General features: G+C 47.6%; 28 protein-coding genes. All 28 read right to left on the reverse strand.

The window, feature by feature from the left end:
* Positions 1–8 precede the first annotated feature (8 nt).
* On the reverse strand, positions 9–653 hold the full coding sequence (locus MHH52_RS21785) for a hypothetical protein (RefSeq protein WP_340004414.1): 645 nt from the start codon (positions 651–653) through the stop codon (positions 9–11).
* Complete coding sequence (locus MHH52_RS21790) at positions 646–1,821, reverse strand: baseplate J/gp47 family protein (protein ID WP_340004415.1); 1,176 nt, start codon at positions 1,819–1,821, stop codon at positions 646–648. The genes MHH52_RS21785 and MHH52_RS21790 overlap by 8 nt, the downstream gene beginning before the upstream one ends.
* On the reverse strand, positions 1,811–2,176 hold the full coding sequence (locus tag MHH52_RS21795; protein WP_340004416.1) for a DUF2634 domain-containing protein: 366 nt from the start codon (positions 2,174–2,176) through the stop codon (positions 1,811–1,813). Before MHH52_RS21795 ends, MHH52_RS21790 begins: the two co-directional genes overlap by 11 nt.
* A complete protein-coding gene (locus MHH52_RS21800) occupies positions 2,164–2,499 on the reverse strand; it encodes a Gp138 family membrane-puncturing spike protein (RefSeq protein ID WP_340004417.1) in 336 nt (111 codons plus the stop codon). The genes MHH52_RS21795 and MHH52_RS21800 overlap by 13 nt, the downstream gene beginning before the upstream one ends.
* 74 nt (positions 2,500–2,573) lie before the next feature.
* Positions 2,574–3,368: a hypothetical protein gene (locus tag MHH52_RS21805; RefSeq protein ID WP_340004418.1), complete on the reverse strand. Its 795-nt coding sequence runs from the start codon at positions 3,366–3,368 to the stop codon at positions 2,574–2,576.
* Positions 3,361–3,681, reverse strand: coding sequence for a hypothetical protein (locus MHH52_RS21810; RefSeq protein WP_340004419.1), 321 nt, complete (start codon positions 3,679–3,681; stop codon positions 3,361–3,363). The genes MHH52_RS21805 and MHH52_RS21810 overlap by 8 nt, the downstream gene beginning before the upstream one ends.
* 3 nt (positions 3,682–3,684) lie before the next feature.
* Positions 3,685–4,251: a phage baseplate protein gene (locus MHH52_RS21815; protein WP_340004420.1), complete on the reverse strand. Its 567-nt coding sequence runs from the start codon at positions 4,249–4,251 to the stop codon at positions 3,685–3,687.
* Complete coding sequence (locus tag MHH52_RS21820; RefSeq protein WP_340004421.1) at positions 4,205–6,730, reverse strand: phage tail tape measure protein; 2,526 nt, start codon at positions 6,728–6,730, stop codon at positions 4,205–4,207. Before MHH52_RS21820 ends, MHH52_RS21815 begins: the two co-directional genes overlap by 47 nt.
* A 45-nt stretch (positions 6,731–6,775) precedes the next feature.
* Complete coding sequence (locus MHH52_RS21825; protein WP_340004422.1) at positions 6,776–6,970, reverse strand: hypothetical protein; 195 nt, start codon at positions 6,968–6,970, stop codon at positions 6,776–6,778.
* The gene (locus MHH52_RS21830) at positions 6,954–7,244 is read right to left on the reverse strand and encodes a hypothetical protein (RefSeq protein ID WP_340004423.1); all 291 of its coding nucleotides are present in this window, start codon (positions 7,242–7,244) and stop codon (positions 6,954–6,956) included. Before MHH52_RS21830 ends, MHH52_RS21825 begins: the two co-directional genes overlap by 17 nt.
* A 31-nt stretch (positions 7,245–7,275) precedes the next feature.
* Positions 7,276–7,674, reverse strand: coding sequence for a phage protein (locus tag MHH52_RS21835; protein ID WP_340004424.1), 399 nt, complete (start codon positions 7,672–7,674; stop codon positions 7,276–7,278).
* Positions 7,675–7,686: 12 nt separating this feature from the next.
* Complete coding sequence (locus MHH52_RS21840) at positions 7,687–8,712, reverse strand: DUF3383 family protein (RefSeq protein ID WP_340004425.1); 1,026 nt, start codon at positions 8,710–8,712, stop codon at positions 7,687–7,689.
* Positions 8,699–9,196: a hypothetical protein gene (locus MHH52_RS21845; RefSeq protein ID WP_340004426.1), complete on the reverse strand. Its 498-nt coding sequence runs from the start codon at positions 9,194–9,196 to the stop codon at positions 8,699–8,701. Before MHH52_RS21845 ends, MHH52_RS21840 begins: the two co-directional genes overlap by 14 nt.
* Positions 9,197–9,529: 333 nt before the next feature.
* Positions 9,530–10,006: a hypothetical protein gene (locus MHH52_RS21850; protein ID WP_340004427.1), complete on the reverse strand. Its 477-nt coding sequence runs from the start codon at positions 10,004–10,006 to the stop codon at positions 9,530–9,532.
* Positions 10,006–10,557 carry a phage gp6-like head-tail connector protein gene (locus MHH52_RS21855; RefSeq protein ID WP_340004428.1) on the reverse strand — a complete coding sequence of 184 codons (552 nt, stop codon included), beginning with the start codon at positions 10,555–10,557 and terminating at the stop codon, positions 10,006–10,008. The genes MHH52_RS21850 and MHH52_RS21855 overlap by 1 nt, the downstream gene beginning before the upstream one ends.
* On the reverse strand, positions 10,557–11,732 hold the full coding sequence (locus tag MHH52_RS21860) for a phage major capsid protein (RefSeq protein ID WP_340004429.1): 1,176 nt from the start codon (positions 11,730–11,732) through the stop codon (positions 10,557–10,559). Before MHH52_RS21860 ends, MHH52_RS21855 begins: the two co-directional genes overlap by 1 nt.
* A gap of 44 nt (positions 11,733–11,776) precedes the next feature.
* Positions 11,777–12,376 carry an HK97 family phage prohead protease gene (locus tag MHH52_RS21865; RefSeq protein WP_340004430.1) on the reverse strand — a complete coding sequence of 200 codons (600 nt, stop codon included), beginning with the start codon at positions 12,374–12,376 and terminating at the stop codon, positions 11,777–11,779.
* Positions 12,377–12,384: 8 nt separating this feature from the next.
* Positions 12,385–13,665, reverse strand: a complete 1,281-nt coding sequence (locus MHH52_RS21870) for a phage portal protein (protein WP_340004431.1) — start codon at positions 13,663–13,665, stop codon at positions 12,385–12,387.
* A gap of 14 nt (positions 13,666–13,679) precedes the next feature.
* A complete protein-coding gene (locus MHH52_RS21875) occupies positions 13,680–15,470 on the reverse strand; it encodes a terminase TerL endonuclease subunit (RefSeq protein ID WP_340004432.1) in 1,791 nt (596 codons plus the stop codon).
* The gene (locus tag MHH52_RS21880; protein WP_340004433.1) at positions 15,451–15,933 is read right to left on the reverse strand and encodes a phage terminase small subunit P27 family; all 483 of its coding nucleotides are present in this window, start codon (positions 15,931–15,933) and stop codon (positions 15,451–15,453) included. The genes MHH52_RS21875 and MHH52_RS21880 overlap by 20 nt, the downstream gene beginning before the upstream one ends.
* 158 nt (positions 15,934–16,091) lie before the next feature.
* On the reverse strand, positions 16,092–17,069 hold the full coding sequence (locus MHH52_RS21885) for a hypothetical protein (protein ID WP_340004434.1): 978 nt from the start codon (positions 17,067–17,069) through the stop codon (positions 16,092–16,094).
* Between the two features lie 78 nt (positions 17,070–17,147).
* Entirely contained in the window at positions 17,148–17,504 is a 357-nt protein-coding gene (locus tag MHH52_RS21890) for an HNH endonuclease (RefSeq protein WP_340004435.1), read from the reverse strand.
* Between the two features lie 166 nt (positions 17,505–17,670).
* The gene (locus MHH52_RS21895; protein ID WP_340004436.1) at positions 17,671–18,219 is read right to left on the reverse strand and encodes a site-specific integrase; all 549 of its coding nucleotides are present in this window, start codon (positions 18,217–18,219) and stop codon (positions 17,671–17,673) included.
* Entirely contained in the window at positions 18,216–18,365 is a 150-nt protein-coding gene (locus tag MHH52_RS21900) for a hypothetical protein (protein ID WP_340004437.1), read from the reverse strand. Before MHH52_RS21900 ends, MHH52_RS21895 begins: the two co-directional genes overlap by 4 nt.
* A 627-nt stretch (positions 18,366–18,992) precedes the next feature.
* Complete coding sequence (locus MHH52_RS21905) at positions 18,993–19,373, reverse strand: hypothetical protein (protein ID WP_340004438.1); 381 nt, start codon at positions 19,371–19,373, stop codon at positions 18,993–18,995.
* An 87-nt stretch (positions 19,374–19,460) separates the two neighbouring features.
* Positions 19,461–19,697, reverse strand: coding sequence for a hypothetical protein (locus MHH52_RS21910; RefSeq protein ID WP_340004439.1), 237 nt, complete (start codon positions 19,695–19,697; stop codon positions 19,461–19,463).
* 280 nt (positions 19,698–19,977) lie between these two features.
* Positions 19,978–20,922 (reverse strand): DUF3102 domain-containing protein, encoded by a 945-nt coding sequence (locus MHH52_RS21915; RefSeq protein WP_340004440.1) that lies wholly within the window; start codon positions 20,920–20,922, stop codon positions 19,978–19,980.
* Positions 20,919–22,478: a PcfJ domain-containing protein gene (locus MHH52_RS21920; protein WP_340004441.1), complete on the reverse strand. Its 1,560-nt coding sequence runs from the start codon at positions 22,476–22,478 to the stop codon at positions 20,919–20,921. The genes MHH52_RS21915 and MHH52_RS21920 overlap by 4 nt, the downstream gene beginning before the upstream one ends.
* Between the last annotated feature and the right edge of the window lie 9 nt (positions 22,479–22,487).

A 22,487-nucleotide genomic window follows, 5' to 3' on the forward strand; every position in this document is an offset into this window, starting at 1 on the left:
AACGCCTCCTATATTGGTAATGGATAATCATCACCAGATTCAAATACCGTACCCAGCGTGCCTCCCGTGGTCATATTTGGATCTGACAACCCGGCGGTTGAACTGGTTTCAAGCACCCCATACTGCGTTGATAAGGCAAATGTACCGGATAGCTCGATCTGAGCCACCCGGACACCAGCCGCCACAGTCTTTTGTATGATCTGCGCAAACTGCCCCGGAGACATCCCCACTTCATTCAGCCGCCGAATCGGTACCCGAATAAGATCAATCGCGGCAGGCTCAGGCTCAAATTCATCTGCGTACTTCTCTTTAATTCGAATATCCGAGTAATCAGCATCAAGAGCAAGAGCCAGCACTCGGATAATTGTATTGATATCCGTCTTGGACAGGTTGCGGGCGATTTTTGATTTAAGCAGCACGCGGTACACCTCGTCAGTTGCCGCCCCGCGCGGTTGCACGACATTGGTCCCGATCCGGTCCAGCGTCGTACCTTGTGCATTGTCGATGCTGCGCCACTCGCGTATACGGGCGAGAGTATCATCCAGCGTCGCCAACTCACCATGTAGGATGCTGATCAACTTGCCCAGATTGCTGTCCGGGCTTTTGTTGTAGGTGTCGGCAAAACGCTTGAGCATATCCTTGATGCTAAACATGGCTACTCACCGAAATCTGTGCCGCCGTAGTCTGTGCCACTTCGTACGGCTGGATTAAAACATTGCTGCCGCCCAGGCTACCGGACACCTTTCCAACGGTAAGTGCTATATCCTCCACACCCTCAACGCTATATACAGCGCTGATTAAGCGTGTATACACAACGGCTACGCCCATGCTCAGGCCGTTATAATATGACCCCGCTGCATCGGTGCCGCCGATATATCGGATAAGCGCGCTACGTACCTGCTCGTCACCGTCTGCCGGGTATCGCTCGTTTTTGATAACTGCTACAGAGACTTTAATGACAACCTCAGTGGCCCGGGAAAACTTAACCGTATGTGCCTGGCCGCCCAAGTCCTCCACCTGCTTACTGATAGCCCCGTGGGACTCGATTCCTCCGCTCTTGGTCGCAAAGATAGTTTCGGCAATTCCCTGTTCATCACCGCCCAGCACATAAGCCTGGAAGGACTTCGGCGGCCGCCCGGCGCTGTCTGCCGTCATGCCGGTATTTTCTATGATCGTTGCCGCCCGGACGGTAGGCAGCCGCAGAAGCGCACCGCGTAAGGCATCCACCGAAGCTGCACCGCCACCGGCAACGGATTGGTCAAAGCGATTGCGGAACTCCGCGTCCGTTTCCTTCTCCCTGCCGCCGGTAGTCGGTGCGGCATTGGTGACGCTGGTCACGTCCGGTACCGGATTAACCACAACCGTAATCATGCCAGCGCCCAAATTGCCACCTGAACCCGCCTCCAGCGCCTCTATAGCAATGGTACCGGTACTGCCTGTGAGCGTAACGCTTGTCAGTGTCTCAAAGACCACGCCGGAAGCGGTAGCCGCCCGGAAGCCAGCAGGCACGACATACCCAGGTGTCCCGGTAATCGTCAGCTGTCCGCTTGCCCACTGCGCCAGTGTGCGGGTAATACCTACCTGCGGCCCCAGCCGATCCAGGTTGTTTCCCGTTGCCGTCGGAATATAGCCACTGTTATAGACGTCTTCGGCGGTACTCCAAATGATTGCTAAAAACCACGCAAATATTCGGAGAATGATACCTAACGGTGACCGGACAGAGGTATTAACGGTGTCACCGAATGCTTCCTTAGCCTTGTCTTCCATTTGCGCAAAAAGATCGTCAAAGCGCAGCCGCTTAAACCCTGTGCTATCCAACAACGGTATCTACCCCCTCGATTGTAATCACATCACCGTTGACCGCCGTGGCCGTAAAGTCTGCTGTGGCTGTCCGCTTCTGCCTATCAAAGGTAACTGTCACGGTGTCCACGGTCTGGATACGCAGTTCCTGAAGCACTCCGGCTGTCAGCTCGTCGCGGATCTCTTCTTCCGTCACACCCTTGCCTGTGATTCGAGCAAAATCAATACCCATTTCCGGGTCAAGTATCCACTCGCCCTTATTGGTGCCGACAGCCAACGCACAGCATTGGGCAATCTCTTCCGGACCGGATACAAGCTGCAGCTCACCGCTCAAAAATATTAGATCACCGGAAACGTCCAGTTTTAAAGACTGCATGGCATCACCCCCACAATTACCGCGTCATTCCGGCTGTGTCGCCTACCGGAGTCAGGCGCGGACACACGGCCTGATAGCGTATTTTTAATCTCTGCATCTGCGCAAACAATGTACACGGTGTCACCGGGCTGCAGCGCTGGACGCATGGCCGTTTCAAACTCCCGAAGCCCGTTGCCGATATCCAATTCAAATTTCACCTTTTGCCCAGTGACCGGCACGGACATAATTTGAGCCGGTTCACCGCCGGATAGCTTAAGCAAAGGCTGTACGGTGGCGGTCAGCGTCGCCGGATCAAAAGTTATCACCTTGCAGGGTAGGGCCACGTTGATATTGTCTGCTTGCTTCGCTCCATGCCCTCCCAATATACTGGCCAGTGTTCCCGCCGGGTCTGTCTTGGTCACATGATCGCCTCCACTTCAGTTACAAAATCGCCAGTATTTGAAAACTTATGGCTACCGCTGCGAACGTGCAGCTTGCCGGACCACTCCCGGCAGGTCAGGTTAATGACGGATGCTGTCGTTAATCGGCGCTGCAACTGCGTTTGAATCTTGTAGCCCTTGATTCCATTGTCCTCAAAATATTCGGGGCTGCCGATCAATCCGGTATCCGGTGACAGAGCAAAGACCGCATCCGCGCCGCTGCGCAGGTTTCGGACATATAATTTACTCTGATTGATATAACAGGAGGTGCCGCAGTCCTTGCAGACCTCCGTAATAATATCCGTTACCTTGCCTTTTGCGGTATAGCCGTCTTGGTATCGGTAATCCTGGTTAAGCGTCATTTGTGCCACCGGCAGGCCGATATATCCAGCCATCTGCTTAATGATCGCACTGGCGAGTGTGCCTTTAGCAAAGGCGATCTCTGTAACCTCGCGCTTGCTCAAGTCCTCACTGTCCAGTACGTTGATGATGGTTACCTTGTCCACGCCTTCCCATCGTGTCCTCACCGCCGAAATGCGACCATGCAGAATTAACCCGATATCTCCGGTATAGCCTGCATTGACCATGAGCACACCGTTACGCTTGATGTTGTTAATGGTGGTTTGTGCCAGATTCCACAGCCGCAACTCAGACTCATTAGGTAGCGCGTCATTGTCAAAAGGGATGGTACCCTCCATGCTGTATTTTTCCAGCGCAAAAGACATGTTGCCTGTCATGATCTCCGCAACCCGGCCAAAGTTTGTTTTAGCCATTGGCCTCATCCTCCCACACATACAGAAAGACGCTCACTCCGAGCGTCTCCCAAGTTGCTTCTGTGCTTTTTTCTGATTGATCCCATACTACAATTGGGAGCCTCGGATACCTGCTGTCCTGTACGTCATAAAAGAGCGTCTGACCATAGACCAGCTTTTCCCCGTACACAAGAGTTTCCCCGTCCCGTTCCAGGTCCACTGTAAAAAAATCAAAATCCGGGTTGTAATGAACCTCAATGGTGAACATTTCGTTCGCAATGGAGATATCAAAACGGTAGGGAATAAGACCTTTCTCAATCTCGATATATTCCATGACTCACTCCCACTTACTGCCGGATTTGAACTTGACCTTTTCGACTTTATCCTTGTCTTTAGGCTTATCCTTTGGCTTATCCTTTGGCTTGTCTTTAGACTTGGCGGTGCTGGATTTATCTTTGGTCTGCTTGGTGCCGCTGTTTACAATCGGCGCAGCCTGCGCTTTAACCGGAGGCGGTAGCGTGTCCACATAGGACGATTTAGCTGTACGGACTTCGAGCAGCTCCATGCTGAAGGTAAATCCGTTAGCAATGGTATATTCATGATCCGATGAAAAGGAAGTAATCAATCCTTTGAAGGCATTGCGTCCCACATAATTGACAATCTGGCCTTTGTCCTTCGCGGTGATGAGATAGGCCCGTGTCTTTGCCGCTTCGTCACCTACCATGACGCCAGATAGGGACACAGTGCGGGCCTGAGCCTGGACATGATCAACCAGGTTAATGCCTTTTTCCACCGGCTGCTCAGTAGCCACAACCGGAAAACTCAGGCTTTCCGTCTGGACTGTAATGTATTTACCATCAATTAGCGCCACTGATCTCCACCCCCATGATTCGGGATACGGCATCTAAGATATCCTGCAGTTTTTGATCTACAACTTCGCCAATCTGCTGCGCTGTTTTAGCGTCCGCATTGCCTTGGATTGTAATACTAATAGCCGGGGCTGTGAAATTGACTCTTTGGTTATTACTGGTCCGGGCTGGGGCGGATTCTGGCGTGTACTTGGAGTGCTCATCACTACTTGAAGTAAGTTGATTGTCTGTCACTTCATCAGCCATGATTCCAGACGCCAGACCAACCTTCGGTGTCATGTCCTCTATACCATTAATGAGTCCCTCGCCCGTATATAAACCGACTTCCATCATGACCCGGGAAGGTGAATGGATTCCAAGAACTTCTCTAACTTTATCAGCAATGCCATTTCCGATGTCAGACATTGTTGTTTTCAGAGTTTCGATCATGGATGTTATACCATTAATCAACCCTTGGATAATGTTTTTGCCGATCTCATAGAGGTTGATTCCTTCAAAAAATCCTATCACCTTCCCCCACATTTCAGAAACAGCCGTCCACAAATTACTCCCGGCTGTCTTAACCCCTCCGACAATTGAACCCCAAATTCCAGTAATCTTGCTCCATACCTTAGTCATAATGGAATTGGTTATATCGAATACTTTATTCCAGGCTCCCTTGACCGCGCCCCATACCATAGAGACAGAGCCAGTTACAGTATCAACAATCCAACCCCAAGCAGATTTGAGCCATGTCCAGATCGCAGTAAACACCGATACCGTCACCGCTTTGATCGTATCCCAATTTTTGTACACCAGGAGTGCAATCATAGTAATGGGGCCACCAATGACGGCCAGGATCGTAACGCCCCATTTTTTGATGAAATTCGTCACCGCGTTGAAGGCCATCATAAAGTACTTCGGAATCGTGATTTTGAAGAAATTCAAGGTTGCCATTGTTGCCGTTTTGATGCCGCTCCACATCTTGTCAATAAACGCCCGGAACTTATCGGATCTCTTATAGGCCACTACCATCGCCACTCCAAGCGCTACAAGCGCCAGCACGATAAGCATAATCGGGTTCATAGCTAGGACGGCGTTGAATGCTGTCTGCACAGCGGTGAATGCCTTCGTGATAGCACCCCAGGTCTTTGTCGCCATGCCCGCTACCTTAGTTGCTGTGGACACGGTAAACATAACCGTTTTGTAGGTAAGCAACGCCGCAGCAATGCCGGATACGATTGGGATAAACGGCTCCCATTCTACAATTGCTTTACCGACCTCATAAATCTGTCCGGCGATATTTTGAATGTCAGGCCAAAGGGCCGCAGCCTGAGCACCAAACTCCTGCAAATAAGGTATTAATGCCTGTACCCAACCGCTTACCTTTTCAATAGCCATCCCCAAACAGGTGCCGATCAGATCCCCAAAGGCGGCGATTTCAGATTGATGGCTAGATATCCAGCTACCAAACTGCTGCAAATATGGAAGCAGCTTTTGACCGATAGGAATCAATATCCCTGTCTCGATGTGACGTTTGAAGTATTGCAACGAATCGCCGATTGTCGTAAATCCATTTTTGAGATTTTCGGCGGAATCTTTGCTTTGATCAAAGCCGGTGTTCACATCGTCCAAGGCCGAGAACGCCTTAACCCCCAATTCTTCAAACATCGTCCCGAACAGTCCGACGCCGATGGTGTTCTGCTGCACCGGGTCCGCGACGTCCGAAATCATGGAAACGACGTCCTTGAAGGCTTGCTTCGCTGCTGGTCCACCCTTGGAGAAAGTAGCCATCATCTTTTCAGAGTTGAGTCCGAGCGCTTCAAAGGATTGAACCGCCGTTCCGCCTGCGTCAATGGATTGGATGCTGAACTCGTTCATGGCATCCCCAAGCAAATCGGTGTTTCTAGCTCCAGCTGCTAAGCCATTCGTGAGATATCCCATTGTGTCCTCCATGGTGAACCCCATAGAAGCAAACGCCTGGGAATACTCATTGATGGAGTCAAGCATGTCGCCTTGCGTGTTGGTGCCATTAGCCTGCCCTTGGGTCAATAGGTTAAAAGCTTCGGTGCTGGTAACCCCGAAATTCTTCATCGCCACGCTAACCCCGGCGATAGACTCCGTAACCTCACCGTCGAATTGCCCGGCGTAGAGCATAGCTTCACGAGATGCTGACTCCAGTGCATCGCCTGTAAGCCCCGTTGCATTAGCTACAGCGGCGATAGATCCGCCCAAATCGTCCCAATCCTCACCAAAATTCTGATTGTACAGATTCTTAGCGATTTCCCGCGTGGCCTCCATTTGATCCGTCGTCTGCCCGGTCGTCATTTGTACATTAGACATGGCATTTTCAAAGTCACTCGCCGCAGATAATGCAGCCGTGCCAAGTCCGATTAAGGCCGTCCCACCAGCGGCACCGAGTCCAATTACGCTTTTGGTCAGTATTCCTACTTTGGAATCCGCCTCATCTAATCCGCTACTGTTGAACTTAAAACCGACAGCGTACATCAAGGAACCGATTATTCCGCCTGCCATAGTTCCTCCTTTCCGGCAACAAAAATAGACGCCCCAGAAGGACGCCTATTTTTTGCTCTTATTCGCTTTTTTCAGCTCCGCGATATGGATATCCAAGGCAGCGTTCGCCTCAGCAACATCATCATCATCCATAATCAGCAGATCCGAATAGGTGATTCCCATATCTGAAAGCAGCAAACGCCACTGGCCCCAGTTTTCAATCGCCCGGCGTTTGGCTTCAGTCTTAGTTATCCTCGGCATCGTCTACAGGCTCATTGTCCTGGCCGGTGATGAATGCGAAGGCTTTACCGACAATCTCCGTCATTTCCATGTAGGATTCAAAATCATCGAGCCTCATTTTTGGTTCCACGATGACATGCTGCAGCATTTCCTCTGCAAGCCGTTCGTCAGACGGAATGCCATGTTTATTCTTCACGCGGTCCGTGATTTTGGTCACGTTCCGTACCCCAGGATGTTGAAGTGTGTACTCCTTGCCGGATTTCGTCTTTACCTTTTTCTGCTGGAATGTTGCCATTATTATTAATCCCCTCTCGAATTTTAGTTTATTAGTTCATGGACAAATCAAGGCACTGGAATTCATACGAACGATCGCCAGCCTCAGAACCGTACTCGCGGTCTGCGGGCTTTTTAATGTACGCCTGTGTTGCCGTGTTCGTCTGCTTCGGCGTACCGGAGAAAACGACCGATACGGGAACGATTTTATTGCTATTACTCAGGCCATCCAAGTAAGGCACCTGCGGGCTGGTACCTTGCAGTGTTATAGTAATCGTACCCAAAGGATTGTTCACTTTGGTACGCACGACATCCCCTTGAGCGCCGACAGACGTTGAATAGTTATCCTCGTCCTTCGTGACGCTAACTAAATCCTCGCCGAATCCCGTTAAAAAGACGCCTCCCACAATTACAGAGACGTCCATTGCATCATATGTTTTTGCTTCTGCCATGCTTAATCCCTCCTATGCAAATTTAATGGTGCCGCGAATGGCGGCAGTATGGACAGCCCCGGCAATGACAAAATCAAATTGCCCATCCGGGTAGGTACGGGCGGCAATATTCGCCGGGTCCACTTCACTTCGCGGTGGGAAAGTCGTATTGTACAACGGTACGCCGTCATTATCTGCGGCGATCATGCCATTGAGATAAGCCCGCTGCAACACTGTGCGTACCGCGCTCTCAATCTGTGCAATCCCCCGATTGTCGTAAGGGATTTTACTCAAGGCAGCTTGAGCTTGGTTGAACAGGTCTTGTACAGCATATTGCACAGAATAGACGATGTAATCTTGTGAGTGGATAAAGTCGATAAACTCACCGCTCACTGCCCGTCCGTCGCTGGTGACGTTTGTTCCGGCCTTGGTTACATATGTGTTAGCACCCAGCGCATGAATTGCCGCCAGCTCCGTTGCATCAATATCCAACGGGGTAATGCCGACCAGCGTCCAACCCTTCCAGGTAACTGACCCCACTGGTAGGCTGCCCACAGCCCCCACCCACGCCGATTCCGGGTAATTCGCAACAGTGGTATGATAAAACACCTCTGTGCGGTCATAGTTTTTAACCTTGATAGTTGCCGCGTCCGCTTTGCTGCTGGTTCGGGCGAAGAATTGCCTGGACTTGTCCGCCTCCACGGCATCGGCAATCAAAATCAAATCATCTACCGTGGTTGTAGTTGTAACAAGAAAATGCCATGCCTTCAGAAACAGCGTCGGCAGCATGTCCGCCAACGTAATTGGCGTTGTGCCTGTCTTGCGGGAAACAATCGCCACCTCAGCAGGCGGATTTTTCTGTGCAAACAAAGCAAATGCCGCCTTGTATTCTTCCGTGTTCGCCGCATAATCCACCTGTACCGCTGCAATATCCGCATAATTTTTAAAATCCTTACCCGCCGTGCTGCTGCCCAAGATCAAGGGCTTACCGAATCCGCCCAGGATAGGCGTCGGCTTAAGCACGGCAATAGTTACTGTAACGTCGCTAATGCTCAACATAATCACTCCTTTGTATTGGTGCTGTCTCGATCCAGCCGGACAGGTCTGTAATCACAATGTCCGTGGCCCTGAAATCAACGTCAAAACCCTGCCGCCGCTCCCACTCTTCACCGATGTTGATATCGCGGTTCTGAATCTCCCCGATTTCAATCACAACGACGTTCAGAGTATCTTTCAGCAGCTCCCGGCCAGTTGTCTTGAACCAGTCCCGGGCGCTCATGGCGTTAACCATGGCGACGTCAGAATCATCGGCGTAACAGTTAAAGGAGACGGTAAATGTCACCGTCTCCCGTCTGAATTGCTGCCCGGCCTGCTGCGTAATGATAGGCTGCCCGCCAGTGGACTCAAAGCCCCCGACAAAGTGGTAGGTCATGAAATCGCCGGAAGGAATATCCCCCCCGCCGTTCATCTCGATCACCAGCCCGCCGGAAGCCGTCTCCAACCCTTCAACGATGGCGACACGGATATCCTCAAACGGGAGCATTGGCAACCACCTTCCGCAGCAAATATTGATTAACGTCGGAATACTCGCGGTCCGGAGACTCGTTGACCGTGTATTGTACTCCCAGGTACTCTATTCGCTCTCCAGTGCTGTGCGTGGCCGCTGTGTACAGCATACGGTCAGTCTCGGTATAATTCCCGCCCTCCGTGGCCCGCAGGCGGGCGCTGACCGGCTGGATACTCCCGCTCCGCTCCACACGCTCCGGCGGGGACGGCACCCATTTCCCTTTGATATGCTGCCCGCTTCCCGCACGCACCAAAATATACGGCCTGAAATACTTGCGAACTACACCCGCAAATTTAAACCGCCGCATCCTTATTCCCCCTTTGGAACAACATCGAAGGTCAGGGATTCGCGCAAGTCCTCTTCCCGCTGCAGTAGCTTCCGGGGGCCAGTCTTATGCGCTGCATAATGGGCAGATAGTGAAGGTTCCTTGATTCGATTAAAATTCTTAACCATCCGATCAAGCCCCACCTCCCCGATCTCCGCAAACAAGGATTCAACCGACTTGCGGCCGTGGGCAATCTCCGTCACCCCGGCACGCACCAGTTTGCCGATGGCAGCCTGGCCTTTCTTCTTGCCCGTCCCGATAAAGGACCGGGCAGGAATGTTCATTTTCACGCTGCCATATTCGTGAACACCTGCAATCATTGCCAGTTCAGCATCCCCCTGCATACCAATGCGGACCTTCTGTTCCGCCAAGGGCCGCAGCATTTCGGCCAGCTGCCGCAGGTTATCTTCTCCGGTGATCTGTACGCCGACCCGCCGCGCCCGGCTTCTTTGGCTTGCCATTATACCCACCTCCCAACATACGGAGAAATAAGAGCTACCACGGTAGGCGGCATCCCTTCACTTTCCGCACTATAGTTAACAGAAATATCACCTACCCGTTCCGCTGTCACTCCAGGTGTACGGAGCATTAATTGGGCATGAAAGAGACAAGCCAGCTCCAACACTTCCGGCAAAGTGCGCGGATTGTCTTCTGTCTCATCCCCGGGAAGTACATAACCGGCGGTATACGTTACGTTGATATTCTGTTCACCGGCAGGCCAGCCCGAAGGGCAGAATACCCGCCCTTCATCCAGCACTTCATACTCTCCTACAGTTTTTCCAGGAATGACTACTTGTTCAATACTCTTCACCGGATAATTCCGCAGGTTGATATATGAGGAACGGGAATTCCCGCTGTGCCGCTCAGTGTAACTCTGCAGCTTGAATGAGCGCTTGCAGTAGTTTTCAATCGCTTGAGAAGATGCAGCAATTTGAATTTGCAGCATCTCTTCTTCAAGCGAATCCCCTTGAATCCCCATTGCCTTCTGCAGACGATCTACTGTTGTCAGCATTAGGCTCCAGAGCCGGCAATGGTCAGCTGGCCGTAGACAAATGCGTCTTCATCGAAACTCTGCACATCCTCGCGGCAGATGGCGCGAACATCGGTTGAATTCCGGCCAAATGCTTTACCACCGACATTAGTAGAAGCAATAGAGTATTGTTGACGGTCAAACAACACAATCGCTTCCTTCAGATCCCCGATAATCATAGGAGCCTTTTTCACGGTTGTGCCGGTTGTTGGCAGCCAACGGTTACCAATTACGACAACTGGCTTGCCGAATAACATGTTTTGGGTAGGCATGGTTGGATTAGGCTGCAGCAACGGGCGTCCTTGACCATCTTTTTGCAAATCCAAGTAATTAAACCCGTCTTGGTTCGTCAGAATGATAGAACTCAGATTGATAGATGGGTCCAATGTGACATTTAAAATGGTTTTGATGCCGTCGATATCCGCAATAGCTACTTTGGTTTTCAAATTCAGCACAGCTAAGATCAACTTATTACGGGTAACGACGCACTTTTTAGAGATCCATTTGGAGATATACTCCATCAAGTTTTGATCCGTATCTTGCAGCAAAGAATTGGAGATAGGAAGAATTCCGCCGCGATCTTTAATTGCATAAGAAATAGACTTGAATTTTGGATTATCCATGTCGTCCAGATCCGTCAATTCGGTGATTTCAGCAAACTCAGTAATATCAGCATACTTTTCAATGACGCGGGAGCCTGAACGCGTGGAAACCGGCTCCACTGTCACATAAGGTTCCAGAGAAGCATACTGCCTCTTCAATTCATTGATTTTTGTACTAATATCCTGCGGTACAACAAGCCCGCCATCTTCTCCGACCGATCCTTGCATGCCCGCACGCATTTCCTCAATCGCTTCGTCTACCAATGCCCGCTCCGTAGCATTCAGAGGCTTTTTACGCAATTCTTTCAGGAATGCGCTGCGATACTGTACTTCTTTGTCCGGTTTTTGCTCACGCTGTTCAGGTTCTGCAGGAACAGCGTCTCCAGGAGTGTCCAAATCCCGCATTTCAACCATTAAATCAATCTGCGCCCGCAGCTCTTTTGCTGCATCCTTTGCCGTCCGCGCTTCATCAAGCTTGCCGCCTTCCATGAGTGACCGGGCTTCTTCCAACTTTGCCGCCAGTCTCTGGCGTAATTCGCGTTCTTTCGGGTCCATATTGTACCTCCACTAGGTTTTTTGGCAAAACAAAAATCGACTTATTAGCCAAGAGCCAACAGGTCGATTTCGAGTAATAGCTTTTCTTTTTCAATTTTCCGCTGTTCTTTGGACGTAATGCCCAGCTGATCAATGCTGCGCTGACTCACTTCGCTATCTTCGTAAGCCGGGAACGGCGTCGGGGATACTTCAAACAGATTGACATCTAACAAGGTCCGTTCGTAAACATCCTCTTCCTTTAAATACTGCCAAGCGTCACTGCGCACATAAAAGCCGAAGCTCACTCCGTCAACATCCCCGCGCTGTACAGATTCAAAGGCATCATTGCCCCATGTATTGTTAGGCAGGTCAATTTCAAATGATAGGCCCACATCATCTTCCAGCAACCGCAGCGTCCCCGGCTTTGTCGATCCGAGAACAAAGTCACTGCGATGATTCCAGAACGCTTTGATCACGTTCTCCTGCAGGCTGCGGGAAAATGCCCCTGCGGCTACACGCTCGTAGAACTCGCCCCAAATCAATTGGCTGCGCTGGTTAAACTTGACGACATAGCCGCCGATGGTCTGAGTCTTACTGTCTCCCTCACCCTCTGCACTGCGCACTTCAATTTTAACAGGCAAGTAGCGAATAACCTTTTCACTCATTGTTGTTGTCACCCCCCTTCATTCGTAGCCTCTTTCCCGAGGCCCGCTTTCAGCATTTGATACTGGTCCATCTTCTTCAGGTTGACATAGTTCAGGCTGACAAAGTGTACGTCTCCTTTGTCACCGATATTGTCCCGCTCCTCCAGCTCCCGCACTTCATTGATGGTGTAAACGCCCATTGCAATCATTTCCTTGTAATAGGCTGCTCGGCTGGCGCTGTCTCCCCTCAATTCGCCAGTTACATTGAATTTGGTGTAATATTTCTTTTGGTCAGACTCCGTAAACAGCTTGTAATCACATTCCTGCTCCCAATTCGTGAAGATCGGCTGAAGCGTACTCTTCACGTACTCCAGAGACTGGTTCTCCATATTCGAAAATTTCACATCTGTGAGACCCAATTTGTATCCCGGCACCTTGTATATCTTGGCGGTCTCCATAATGCCGAATTTACTTGTTTCGATAAATTGGGCATCATTCAGGGGCATACCGAGGTTCTGATATTCCATGCCCGCATCCAGAATAGCAATCCGGTGCGCGTTGTTCAGCCCCGAATTTGCTTTTTGCCATTCATCCCGAGCCTTATCCTTAGCCGGTTTGTCCAAAGTACCGTTCGGTATTTTGAGAATCCCACGTGTGGCCGTCCCGTTGGCGTAAAAGGCCCCCAGAAATTTCCGCTGGGCCTTCTGCACTCCAAGTTCTTCACGGATAACAGAAATAGGAGTGATCCCTTTCAGACCGCTTTTGCTGATCGACTTGAAATGAAGCACATCAAAGTGTCTCAGCTTCCGCATTTCTCCATTCGGCAGCGTCGTCACATACCAGACTTGACCTGTATCCTTATCGACTTGAACGTCAGTCTTGGAAGGATCAAGAGGCCAAAGGCCCTTTGGCTGTCCGTTATTGGGTCCGCTGGTCTCCCACTCAATGTTTGCGTAACCATTGCCCCAAACCGTGACATGAACCATCATCAATTCTTTGAATGTATATGCGCTCATGTACGGATTCGGACGAGATCCCAGCAGCCTAGAAACAGGGTGACTACTGTCACGCTCGATCCCGGCTCCGCGCTTTTTAAATACTTGAATCGGCAGCTTCCCAATGTCCCCGCCAAGTACGGAAGCACAGGTGTACACGTTGCTGTTTAGCAGCGCGGAATCTGCGGTGACCGTTTCGCCGCTTGCCGTGTTGGAGACACCGAATAAATCAAGCAGCCACTGCGGAGGATGAAGTAAACTGTCCTCCGAAGATCGCCGTTCCCACCAGCGCTGAACAAAATTTCTTCGTTTCACATTTCACCTCCTTGCTAAAAGGAAAAGTCCTCGCTCATGATGTGATCATTCAGGTTAATGGTGGAGTCTCCCACCATGGCCCGGACCATGGCGTTTATAATGGCCGCAAGCAAGTCAATCCGCTGGCTGTCGTCCTTATGCTTCTTCGAAAGCTTAATATTCCCGTTGTTATCCGCAACTTCAACGGCATTGGACAAGCACCAGGTCAGCAATGGACTGCCATCATGAACGATTAAGCCGCGCAGGATCAGCTCACGGAAGAACTTTGTCGGTTCCGAAAGGGTTTGAACGCCCTGCCGAATCTCCACTCGGTTGTACCCTTCCGCTTCTAAATCCTGTGTGAAGTGAGTCGCGTTGTATGGGTCATAGCAAACCTCTTCAATAAACCAGGATTCATTCTGCTCCATTTGCTGAATATGAGATTTGATGAAGCTATAATCCACAACAGATCCAGGTGTAAGTGTACACCACCCCTCTGCAGCCCACTGCCGATAAGGAACCCGGTCACTATGCTCATGCTTGGTAGCCGTTTCCTCCGGCATAAATCCGTGAGCCGTCACTGCATACCTGCCGTCTTCCAGCCGGAACACAAAGCCGGAGCCGGTCAAGTCTGTCGTTTTGGATAAATCCAATCCGTTGCGGGTCGCATAACCGCGAACCAAATCTAAAAAAGCACTCCGCGACACAGCGAGTGCTTTCCATTTGTCCATAATGCCGGACATGTATTTATTTTCGCTATCCGCCTGCCAGAGATTTACCCGCTTCGTCAGCCATTCCCGGATTTTATGCTGATCACCTGAATTGTACGCCTCGTCATGCTCTATGCGGATCTGCTTCTTCAATTCCTGAGCGTATTCGTTGTCTTCCTGCAAAATAGGGTTTGCCTTGACCCAATTCTCTTCATTATGTGGATCGTCAGTCTTTTCCAACTCCCGAATCATCACATAATAAGTATCAATCATCGGAGTATCGCCATCCAACATCTTGCAAAGGGAATCATATTCCTTTTTACAGGGACTATTCTCCGCATCTTTACCCGCAGTTGAAATAATTTGCATCAAGGATTGTAGCCGTTTGCCGAAACCCGAATAAGATACGTCCAGAATCTCACTTGTAGGATGTGCATGGTACTCGTCAATAATGACAAGACAAGGTGCACCGGAGTCCTTATTTTTCGTATCCTTGGACAATGGGCGCAGCCAGCCGCCGCGCTTTGCGTGTTCAATGTATGTGCGTTTGATCCGCAGCCGTTTAGAAATGTCCGGGCTGTTCTCACCCATAGCCTTGGCATCCAACCATACCCGCTTCGCCTGTTGCTTATCGACAGCCGCGCATTCTACCTCCGGGCTTTCTTCATAGCGTTTCAAATGCGGCTTGCCGGGTGGATAAACACAATCTCCGCACATCCCATAGAGGGATAGGCCGGACATTTCAGTTGATTTGACATTCCCCCGCGCCCGAAGATGTAGCGCCTTGGTGAAGCGCCTTTTACCGCTATCCATATGCACCCAACCATAAACACTACCCAGGTCGAATTTTTGAAAAGGTAGTAGTTTAATTAGTTCTCCTGAGAACGGGCCGCGAACATGACGGCAGCAACGCTCAAACCATTCGAAGATTCGGTCTGCCCTGGATTCGTCAAACACATAAGGAAATTTTTCCGTCGCTTGTCTCTGAAGATCATTCAGATGCCGTTCACATGCTTGCCGCTCACGTTTACAGGCCATTCGTATTCCAGAGACAACCTCAGCCGCATAAAGATTTGTCGGATGGACATCTTCCCAATCAATCGAAGAGTCCAGCATTCTCGTCTTCCTCCTGGTCTGCCGTCTTCTTTGCTAACCGTGCACGTGATTCCGCGTTCAGTCCGAGCTTATTGGAATAAGAAAGGATGAGTCGAGAATAGCTTTGCGCCATTTTCACATAGGCGCTGACAACATTGATTCCTTGAGCGTTCACTTCCGTATAACCCTCAATATCAATAAGCCGGTTAGCATCTTGGTATTTTGCCACCGCATCACAGTAAGCGCCCAGCACATCTTCATCCACTTTATCCAATACATCAAATTCAGCCATGTCCTTCACTGTCTTGCGCCAAACCTTCCGGGCATCATCATTCAGCCAGCTAGGAATTTTCATCGTCTGCTTTTTCTTTCGTTCAAATTTCTTTGAAGCAACTTCCCGGGCATTTACCTCAGCTTCAGTCCAATGTTTGCCACCGCCTTTCTGTCCCACCCGCATGTGATTAAATTTAACAATTTCTGCCATTTAATTCACACCTCCTTTTGAAACTTTCGCTGGGGACATTTTTTTACACAAGAGTCCGATGCGGTCTCTTAGGGTGTTGAATATTTTTATTCCCCCCGGGGGGGCTGTAAAAATAAAAAATGGAGATGGCTTAGCTCCATCTCCAAAATAGCACAATATTAATCTTCTAAGATTTTCTGAGTTATTTGATTAATCACCATTACTCCACCATCATCAACTAAAATGACCAAACGTCTTGTTTTTTCTGGATTATAAAGCTTCATAATTTCTTCGAATGCTCTGACATAATAATCATCTAATAATACAATAAACATATATTTAAAGGTTTCTGATGTTATCATTGCTCTAACATATGCAGGAATTGCATTAGAAATTGTATTACGAAAGCTTTCATTTTGCTCTATTACAGAAATCCCATATTTATTCTCATTATACGAGAAAACTCCATCAAAAAGCTCATTCTCCGTACCAGTGTAACTACCATGGCCATGTTTAACAATTTGAAAGTTCTTATTATTAGAAAGACCCAATAAAATACTCTGCTGTCGCAACTCATATCTTTGCCGATCTTCTTTATGTCTACGTTTCCGTAGTAGTTCGGCTTCTGTCTCTTCTGTATAGATAGAACTTCCCGATGAGGCTACTTCACTTAACAAAGAGGCTTTAATTTCCTGTTCCAACATTTCCTTATCTTTATCAGATAACTTGTTATCATTAATTACACCTGCCAGTTTAGTGGAGATATCACCCACTCTGCCAGAAATAATATCCTCTATTCTTTTTTCTGTAACTCCAGTAGAAGATTGAATTCTGTTTAAAGCTTCCGTGGTAAGACGAAAAACTTCATTTTGCAAGCGAATACTGTCATCGCTTCTATTTACCATTACTTTTTCTGAAGACTTACCGAGATATATAGCGGTAATTGCAAGTATAATAGATGCCGTTGACAATGCTACTGAGAAAACAAAATTAATTATTTCTGTGGTTCCAAGAACAACTTCTTCAGAGTTAATATTTTGAATGATAATTAAACAAATAATACCCAAAAGAAAACTAATACCCCCAATAATTAATGATTTGTACGAAATACCGGAATTATTCTTATTCAATTCCTCAACTATATTCCTATCGTCCAATTCTGAATCCCCCCGAAATTAAAATTACCTATGTTAATTTTCGACAGGTTTTAGCAAAACCCTCCATTCTTATGATATTTAGTTTCCAAATCCTCCGTCTTCCTTAACCGTCTTAATGCTATGGCATGATGCACAGAGCGCTTGCCAATTAGCCCTATCCCAGAACAATACCTTGTCCCCTTTATGCGGCTTGATGTGATCTACTACCGTAGCAGCCACTACCTTACCAGCAACCAAGCAATGAACACACAGCGGATGCTTACGTAAGAATCCAAGCCTAACCTTACGCCATTGGCTGTCGTAGCCGCGTTGTGAAGCCGTGCCACGGTATCTATCATACTGGTGTTTCTCTTTTATATGGTCAGCACAGTAACGACCTCTAGTGAGGTTCCTACAGCCCACACGACTACATAGTTTAAGTGGTGATTCTGCCATAATTAACCCCTTTGCTGCTATTAAATAACTGGTAAATACTGTGCGATCTAATTACACATATCTTACATTGTGTTAAACTCGTTCACACCTCGCAGACCCTTGATCTATAAGGCTTCTGTTGCTGTCCCTGAAATGAGTTTCACCTATCCTTAATATGAGTAACTGACTACGCTTTGTGACGCTTCAAGGCCATGTCCATGCTGTCCTGAGCCATGCCGATATAGCGAAGCGTGACCTTCGGGGAAGCATGGTTAAAGAAGTCCATCAGCATGCCGATATCCTTATCCGTTGTCTCATTGTAAAAGATATAGCCAAATGTTTTCCGCAGCGTATGACAGCCCATTTCCGAGAGACTAAATTCGTCTCCGATGGACCGCATAATCTTATAAGCCATTTCGCGGGTGATAGCCCGGTTCATGCCCTCTCTGCTTTTGATCAAGAATTCATTCGGCGGCTTCCCCTCAATATAAGACAACAGTTCCTTTTTCAACTCAGCAGCCATGTATATCCGTTTCTGCTTATTGGTCTTCTTCTCCCTAATGGAGATATGAGAACCGGATACGTCTTTGACTCGCAACCTCAGAATGTCACTGATCCGTAGGCCCGTATAAATGCCCAGCAGGAACATGATGAAATCTCTAAGGTTCTTGTTCTTAAGATAGTCCTTGATGTCTTGCACCGTTTCCGGGTCACGAATTGGTTGAACAAAATTCACTCACGTTCACCGCCGCCCTGTTTCACACAATGGATCGGCTTAGAGCAGAACTGAGCTGCTGCTTCCCACTTTCCCCAAATGCAGCCTTTGCATTTAACCGGCTGTTCCGGTTCTGGTGGTTCCCTGAGCCTCCTTATCTCATTCATCGCTTTTCCCCCAATAAAAAAGAGCCGCTTTTCAGCGACTCTCTAATCATAGTTCCAAACTGTATATTCATTTGTTAATGTGGGCAAGGATTTGCACCTCACATGTCTGCATGGGAGTTGAACCCATATCCTCGGACCCGCGATACGAACCATCGCGCAGACTCGTCATTTGTCGCCAGCATGGAATTGAACCATGCACCTACTGGAGTCTGTGATATAACCATATTCCAGCGACGACTAGCGTCTACCTATTCCGCCACCACATTACCAACATATCACACCTATTGTATGATTCCAAGTTGCTTCCCGTATTTGCGTTGGCTTAATCACAACGCCTATATGCCGCGCCCGGGTGGAGCGCGTCGAGAGTGATTATGAACTCTCATTCCCCGCATCCATACCGCCGCGAACACCTACTTGCTACTTGTGCTACAGTTCCACTCCCTTTGCGTCTTGCGCTTGTCAAAGGTGCTTCATCACTGATTCAGCATGGCCGAGTCCTACTGCGATAAGGGGTAGCAGGGACACCCGGGAATAACTTCTTCCCTATGTCCCTACTGTAAATCCGTTTCTGTATCACATCGGTCTCAACCTAATCTCACTTTTGTCTCAGTTTTGTCTCACATTTCAGATCATGCCGGACAACTTAAGGCATTCTGCAATAGTCTCCACTCCCACATCAATCCGCCGATTAATGGTTGCTGTGCTGCTTGTTGCTCCAAATGTCTCCAGCGTCAAGTGATGCTTACGTGCTGTGAAGTATCTATGTTTTAGAATGGCCTTAACTTCATCATCCAAAATAAGTTCGATAGCAGCGTCAATCTCTTGAACCTTGTATTTCAAACTGTTGAAGAGCGTTTCCTCTTGAACGGACAGTGAAGCCTTGCGTTCAAATTTCAAAATCGCCTTTCGCATTTTGGGATACTCACTCAGAATTGACCTAGCTGCCATCTTGTCCATCACATTAGCACGCGGAAACAATTCCCCTTGTCCCCATACCATTGCCATTCCCCTCAATCCCCTTTGTGTTATAATGGGTTTGAGGCATTAATTGTACATTGACCCCAGCACCCGGCCAGGTTTTAGGGGTCTTTGTTATGCTCCGTACTTTCTAAGAAGGTCTTCGATATCGTTTTTAAATTTTGTTTCTCTTCGATTTGCATCTTCCAAAGCTGCTAGTAGGTCTATAATTGCTTTATCTTCTGCTGTAGAGAAGCTAAGTAGTTCTTCCCGTACACATTTTTCTGCCATCATTTTCTTTATCTCTTTTATACGTTCTGGTGTCTTAGTCATGACAGATTCACTTATCACCAACTTAACCCCTCCATTCATATAGCTTGTTTCTCCTTAGATTGTTTTATTGTCACCCACGAAAACCTACTTCCAGGATCTTCGCGGATATAAGAAAATCCCTTTGGAATGTAGTAGCTTGGTTGTACATGCAAATTGCCGTATGCCGTTTCAACGGATTCATGTTGGGCGATTTCTGATTGATAACACACATACAGATGAAGATGTTCTATTTTGCATCCTTTATTTATTAGTGGTCTTATTACGTTGTTAATCAAATTCACAGCCCGAGGACTTATCGGAGATACAACGCTTGCCCCATTCATAATTGTTCTGACATAATTCCAATCAGCTTAGAAACAGCACCTTTGTATTTAGTATGAAGTTCGGGATCTACCAATCTGACTGCGTCTAGGGCGGTTAGAACATTCGAGAAACTATCATTCAAGCTATCAAACTGTGTCTTGAAAACAGCAGCTTCTGCAGTTGTTCCCGATGCCACCTTATTCCTTAACTCCTCCAATTCTTTCAACACTTCATCGGGCACTTTTTCAATAACTGCCGGTATATCAATTGGCTTCGCTTTCAGCTGATCTTCCAACCTTTTAATTTTCACTTGTGATTCCATGAGGTCTGATTCAGATTTCTTTAGCGCCTCCTCTAAATCAGAGTTTTCGACTATTCCTTCACTTTCATGAGCCGTTCTTGCTTCCTCTATCTGATCATTCAGCCGTTTCACAATAATTTCATGATCCTTTTGTTGTAGCTCTAGCTTCTCTCTTAACTTCCTTTCTTTTTCTTCGCGTTTTACAGCCTCAGCAGCAGCTCGTTCAGCAATTTCCTTATCCTTAAGCGCTTGCGTTCGTTCTTTAACGGCAGCTTGAAGTTCTCGTGTAGACATTTCATCCACCTTATTGTTTTCTATGAATTCTTCACGTTCTTTTTCTGGAATCCCTATAAGAGCAACTGCTTGCGTGTAGGTCAAATTCGCAATCGCTTGCGATTTTGCATTATCACCAAAGAGGGTCAACTGATTAGAGCCATAGTTTTCAAATATCTTCATGAGGTTATTAGCCGTAGATTGCGAGTAATCTACATAGTCGCCTAACCAGTTCCCCCAAGACCCATGCGGAAGCATTCCCTTAGCTTCTACTAATCGACGTCCTATCTCGATACTTCCTTGCAAAAGCGTTTGTTGAACCTGATCCTTGATACTGTTGATCTCAATGGCAATCGTTTCTACTGTACGTATTGATAGTTGGCTCATACGGCTACCCCCTGTAATTCTTTTGATTTTTTAGTGCTCACCTTTATTTTTTTGCTAAGTCGTTTGGCTTTGAACAGATCCACGAATTCCTTAACCTCGGTAGTCATAGCCTTATTTTCAAATCCTCTACATTGTCTAACTTCGCCTTCGACAACTTCCATTGTGTAGTATGGTTCACTAGGCTTGTCCTTTTTGCGAACAAAGAAAATATCACACTTACCATGTGCATATTTCGTTAGATACCCACCCACGCAATGGCTGAGTTCTTTGCCTTCTTTGATCAAATCTTCACTAGTTGTCGCCGGGATAATAAATAGTTCCTTATGCTGAAATCGAAATCTTTTTAATTCAGACACTCGTTCCGCAATTAAATCGTTTATTTGAATATCCGTTGTAATCTTGATTCGTTTCATAGTTTCTTGATGTGCTTCGTGTAAGTTGTTTGGCATAAGAACGCTGTCCCGCCCTAAGTTCATTCCTAATTGCTCACAATCACGCACATAGTCAAGATATTCATTAAGAACGTCCCTGCCTACTCTGTAATGCATTAGGTTATTCCGTATTTGCTTTAAAAAATATCTTTTCATCTCAACCACAGAAAAACGATTGTTTAATGTTTCTGATAAAAGGCCGTTCAATGGGTTTGCATACCTTACCTCTATAAAATCCGAGAGTATTTGTGCCTCTTTCCAATCTAAATTAGATCCTTCTTTTTTTGACATTTGGTAACTTTTCAAGGTTCGAAGCCCAATAGATACTTTAGAATTCTTCATAGCTTTCATTTCTGACTTAGTTAATCTCAGTACTTTCTCAGGTGTTGCACCGTTCCAGTTGATAGCTCCAAACGTTGGTCCATCCTCTAGTTTCGTTGTCACAAAATGATTCAACCCAAATTTAGTTAGGAACTCTATGCATTTATATCTAGCAGCTAGATCAAATACCTCTACTCGATCGTTAAAATTGTATTGTTCCCATGTGCAGTATTGAAATGGAGTTCCTTTTACTGCTGACTTCATATTTTCAAAGCTGTTGTAACTAGAAACGTAGTTCATAGCTCTCTTGACCTCTGAAGAAACCTTCTTTTGAGTGAGCCATTTACCGCGATCTGTCCAGTAACTTCTATGCATCATCTTTCCACCTTTTCCCCATTGGAAGAGGTACAAAGCAATGGTCTTAACTTCCGTTTCAGTTTTTCGATAGTCTTTGGTATAGTCTCGGGTTGAATAAATGCCCCGTGCGATTAGAATGTTAGGGTCAATCAAAGATTTTTCATACCAGAGTAGATAAGCGTGATCCACTAGCGTTTTTCTGCCTCGGCCACTCGCTTTTGTATGACCTACAGCGCCACAGTGCGGACACTGAGCAATCTGTCCGTGCTTTAGAGTGGTATCGGTAGGGTGTTCCTGTTTGCAGTGTGTACAAAAGGCCCATTGTCTGGTTCCTTCACGATGAGTAAATATGTATCTACTCCAATCCATACATTCATTAGTGATATAGGTTCGTAATTCAGTACTGATTTCTTTAGGAAAGTGTTCATGGAATTCCTGTTCCTTCATCACGCCACC

The organism is Paenibacillus sp. FSL K6-0276 (assembly GCF_037977235.1).
Lineage (GTDB): Bacteria > Bacillota > Bacilli > Paenibacillales > Paenibacillaceae > Paenibacillus_AQ.

Excerpts from the sequence above, each read along its gene's own strand:
- MHH52_RS21785 (WP_340004414.1), bottom strand. The coding sequence starts at position 653 with ATGTTTAGCATCAAGGATATGCTCAAGCGTTTTGCCGACACCTACAAC.
- MHH52_RS21795 (WP_340004416.1), bottom strand. The coding sequence starts at position 2,176 with ATGCAGTCTTTAAAACTGGACGTTTCCGGTGATCTAATATTTTTGAGC.
- MHH52_RS21805 (WP_340004418.1), bottom strand. The coding sequence starts at position 3,368 with ATGGCTAAAACAAACTTTGGCCGGGTTGCGGAGATCATGACAGGCAAC.
- MHH52_RS21810 (WP_340004419.1), bottom strand. The coding sequence starts at position 3,681 with ATGGAATATATCGAGATTGAGAAAGGTCTTATTCCCTACCGTTTTGAT.
- MHH52_RS21815 (WP_340004420.1), bottom strand. The coding sequence starts at position 4,251 with ATGCCGTATCCCGAATCATGGGGGTGGAGATCAGTGGCGCTAATTGAT.
- MHH52_RS21820 (WP_340004421.1), bottom strand. The coding sequence starts at position 6,730 with ATGGCAGGCGGAATAATCGGTTCCTTGATGTACGCTGTCGGTTTTAAG.
- MHH52_RS21825 (WP_340004422.1), bottom strand. The coding sequence starts at position 6,970 with ATGCCGAGGATAACTAAGACTGAAGCCAAACGCCGGGCGATTGAAAAC.
- MHH52_RS21830 (WP_340004423.1), bottom strand. The coding sequence starts at position 7,244 with ATGGCAACATTCCAGCAGAAAAAGGTAAAGACGAAATCCGGCAAGGAG.
- MHH52_RS21835 (WP_340004424.1), bottom strand. The coding sequence starts at position 7,674 with ATGGCAGAAGCAAAAACATATGATGCAATGGACGTCTCTGTAATTGTG.
- MHH52_RS21840 (WP_340004425.1), bottom strand. The coding sequence starts at position 8,712 with ATGTTGAGCATTAGCGACGTTACAGTAACTATTGCCGTGCTTAAGCCG.
- MHH52_RS21845 (WP_340004426.1), bottom strand. The coding sequence starts at position 9,196 with ATGCTCCCGTTTGAGGATATCCGTGTCGCCATCGTTGAAGGGTTGGAG.
- MHH52_RS21850 (WP_340004427.1), bottom strand. The coding sequence starts at position 10,006 with ATGGCAAGCCAAAGAAGCCGGGCGCGGCGGGTCGGCGTACAGATCACC.
- MHH52_RS21855 (WP_340004428.1), bottom strand. The coding sequence starts at position 10,557 with ATGCTGACAACAGTAGATCGTCTGCAGAAGGCAATGGGGATTCAAGGG.
- MHH52_RS21860 (WP_340004429.1), bottom strand. The coding sequence starts at position 11,732 with ATGGACCCGAAAGAACGCGAATTACGCCAGAGACTGGCGGCAAAGTTG.
- MHH52_RS21865 (WP_340004430.1), bottom strand. The coding sequence starts at position 12,376 with ATGAGTGAAAAGGTTATTCGCTACTTGCCTGTTAAAATTGAAGTGCGC.
- MHH52_RS21875 (WP_340004432.1), bottom strand. The coding sequence starts at position 15,470 with ATGCTGGACTCTTCGATTGATTGGGAAGATGTCCATCCGACAAATCTT.
- MHH52_RS21880 (WP_340004433.1), bottom strand. The coding sequence starts at position 15,933 with ATGGCAGAAATTGTTAAATTTAATCACATGCGGGTGGGACAGAAAGGC.
- MHH52_RS21890 (WP_340004435.1), bottom strand. The coding sequence starts at position 17,504 with ATGGCAGAATCACCACTTAAACTATGTAGTCGTGTGGGCTGTAGGAAC.
- MHH52_RS21900 (WP_340004437.1), bottom strand. The coding sequence starts at position 18,365 with ATGAATGAGATAAGGAGGCTCAGGGAACCACCAGAACCGGAACAGCCG.
- MHH52_RS21905 (WP_340004438.1), bottom strand. The coding sequence starts at position 19,373 with ATGGCAATGGTATGGGGACAAGGGGAATTGTTTCCGCGTGCTAATGTG.
- MHH52_RS21910 (WP_340004439.1), bottom strand. The coding sequence starts at position 19,697 with ATGAATGGAGGGGTTAAGTTGGTGATAAGTGAATCTGTCATGACTAAG.
- MHH52_RS21915 (WP_340004440.1), bottom strand. The coding sequence starts at position 20,922 with ATGAGCCAACTATCAATACGTACAGTAGAAACGATTGCCATTGAGATC.
- MHH52_RS21920 (WP_340004441.1), bottom strand. The coding sequence starts at position 22,478 with ATGAAGGAACAGGAATTCCATGAACACTTTCCTAAAGAAATCAGTACT.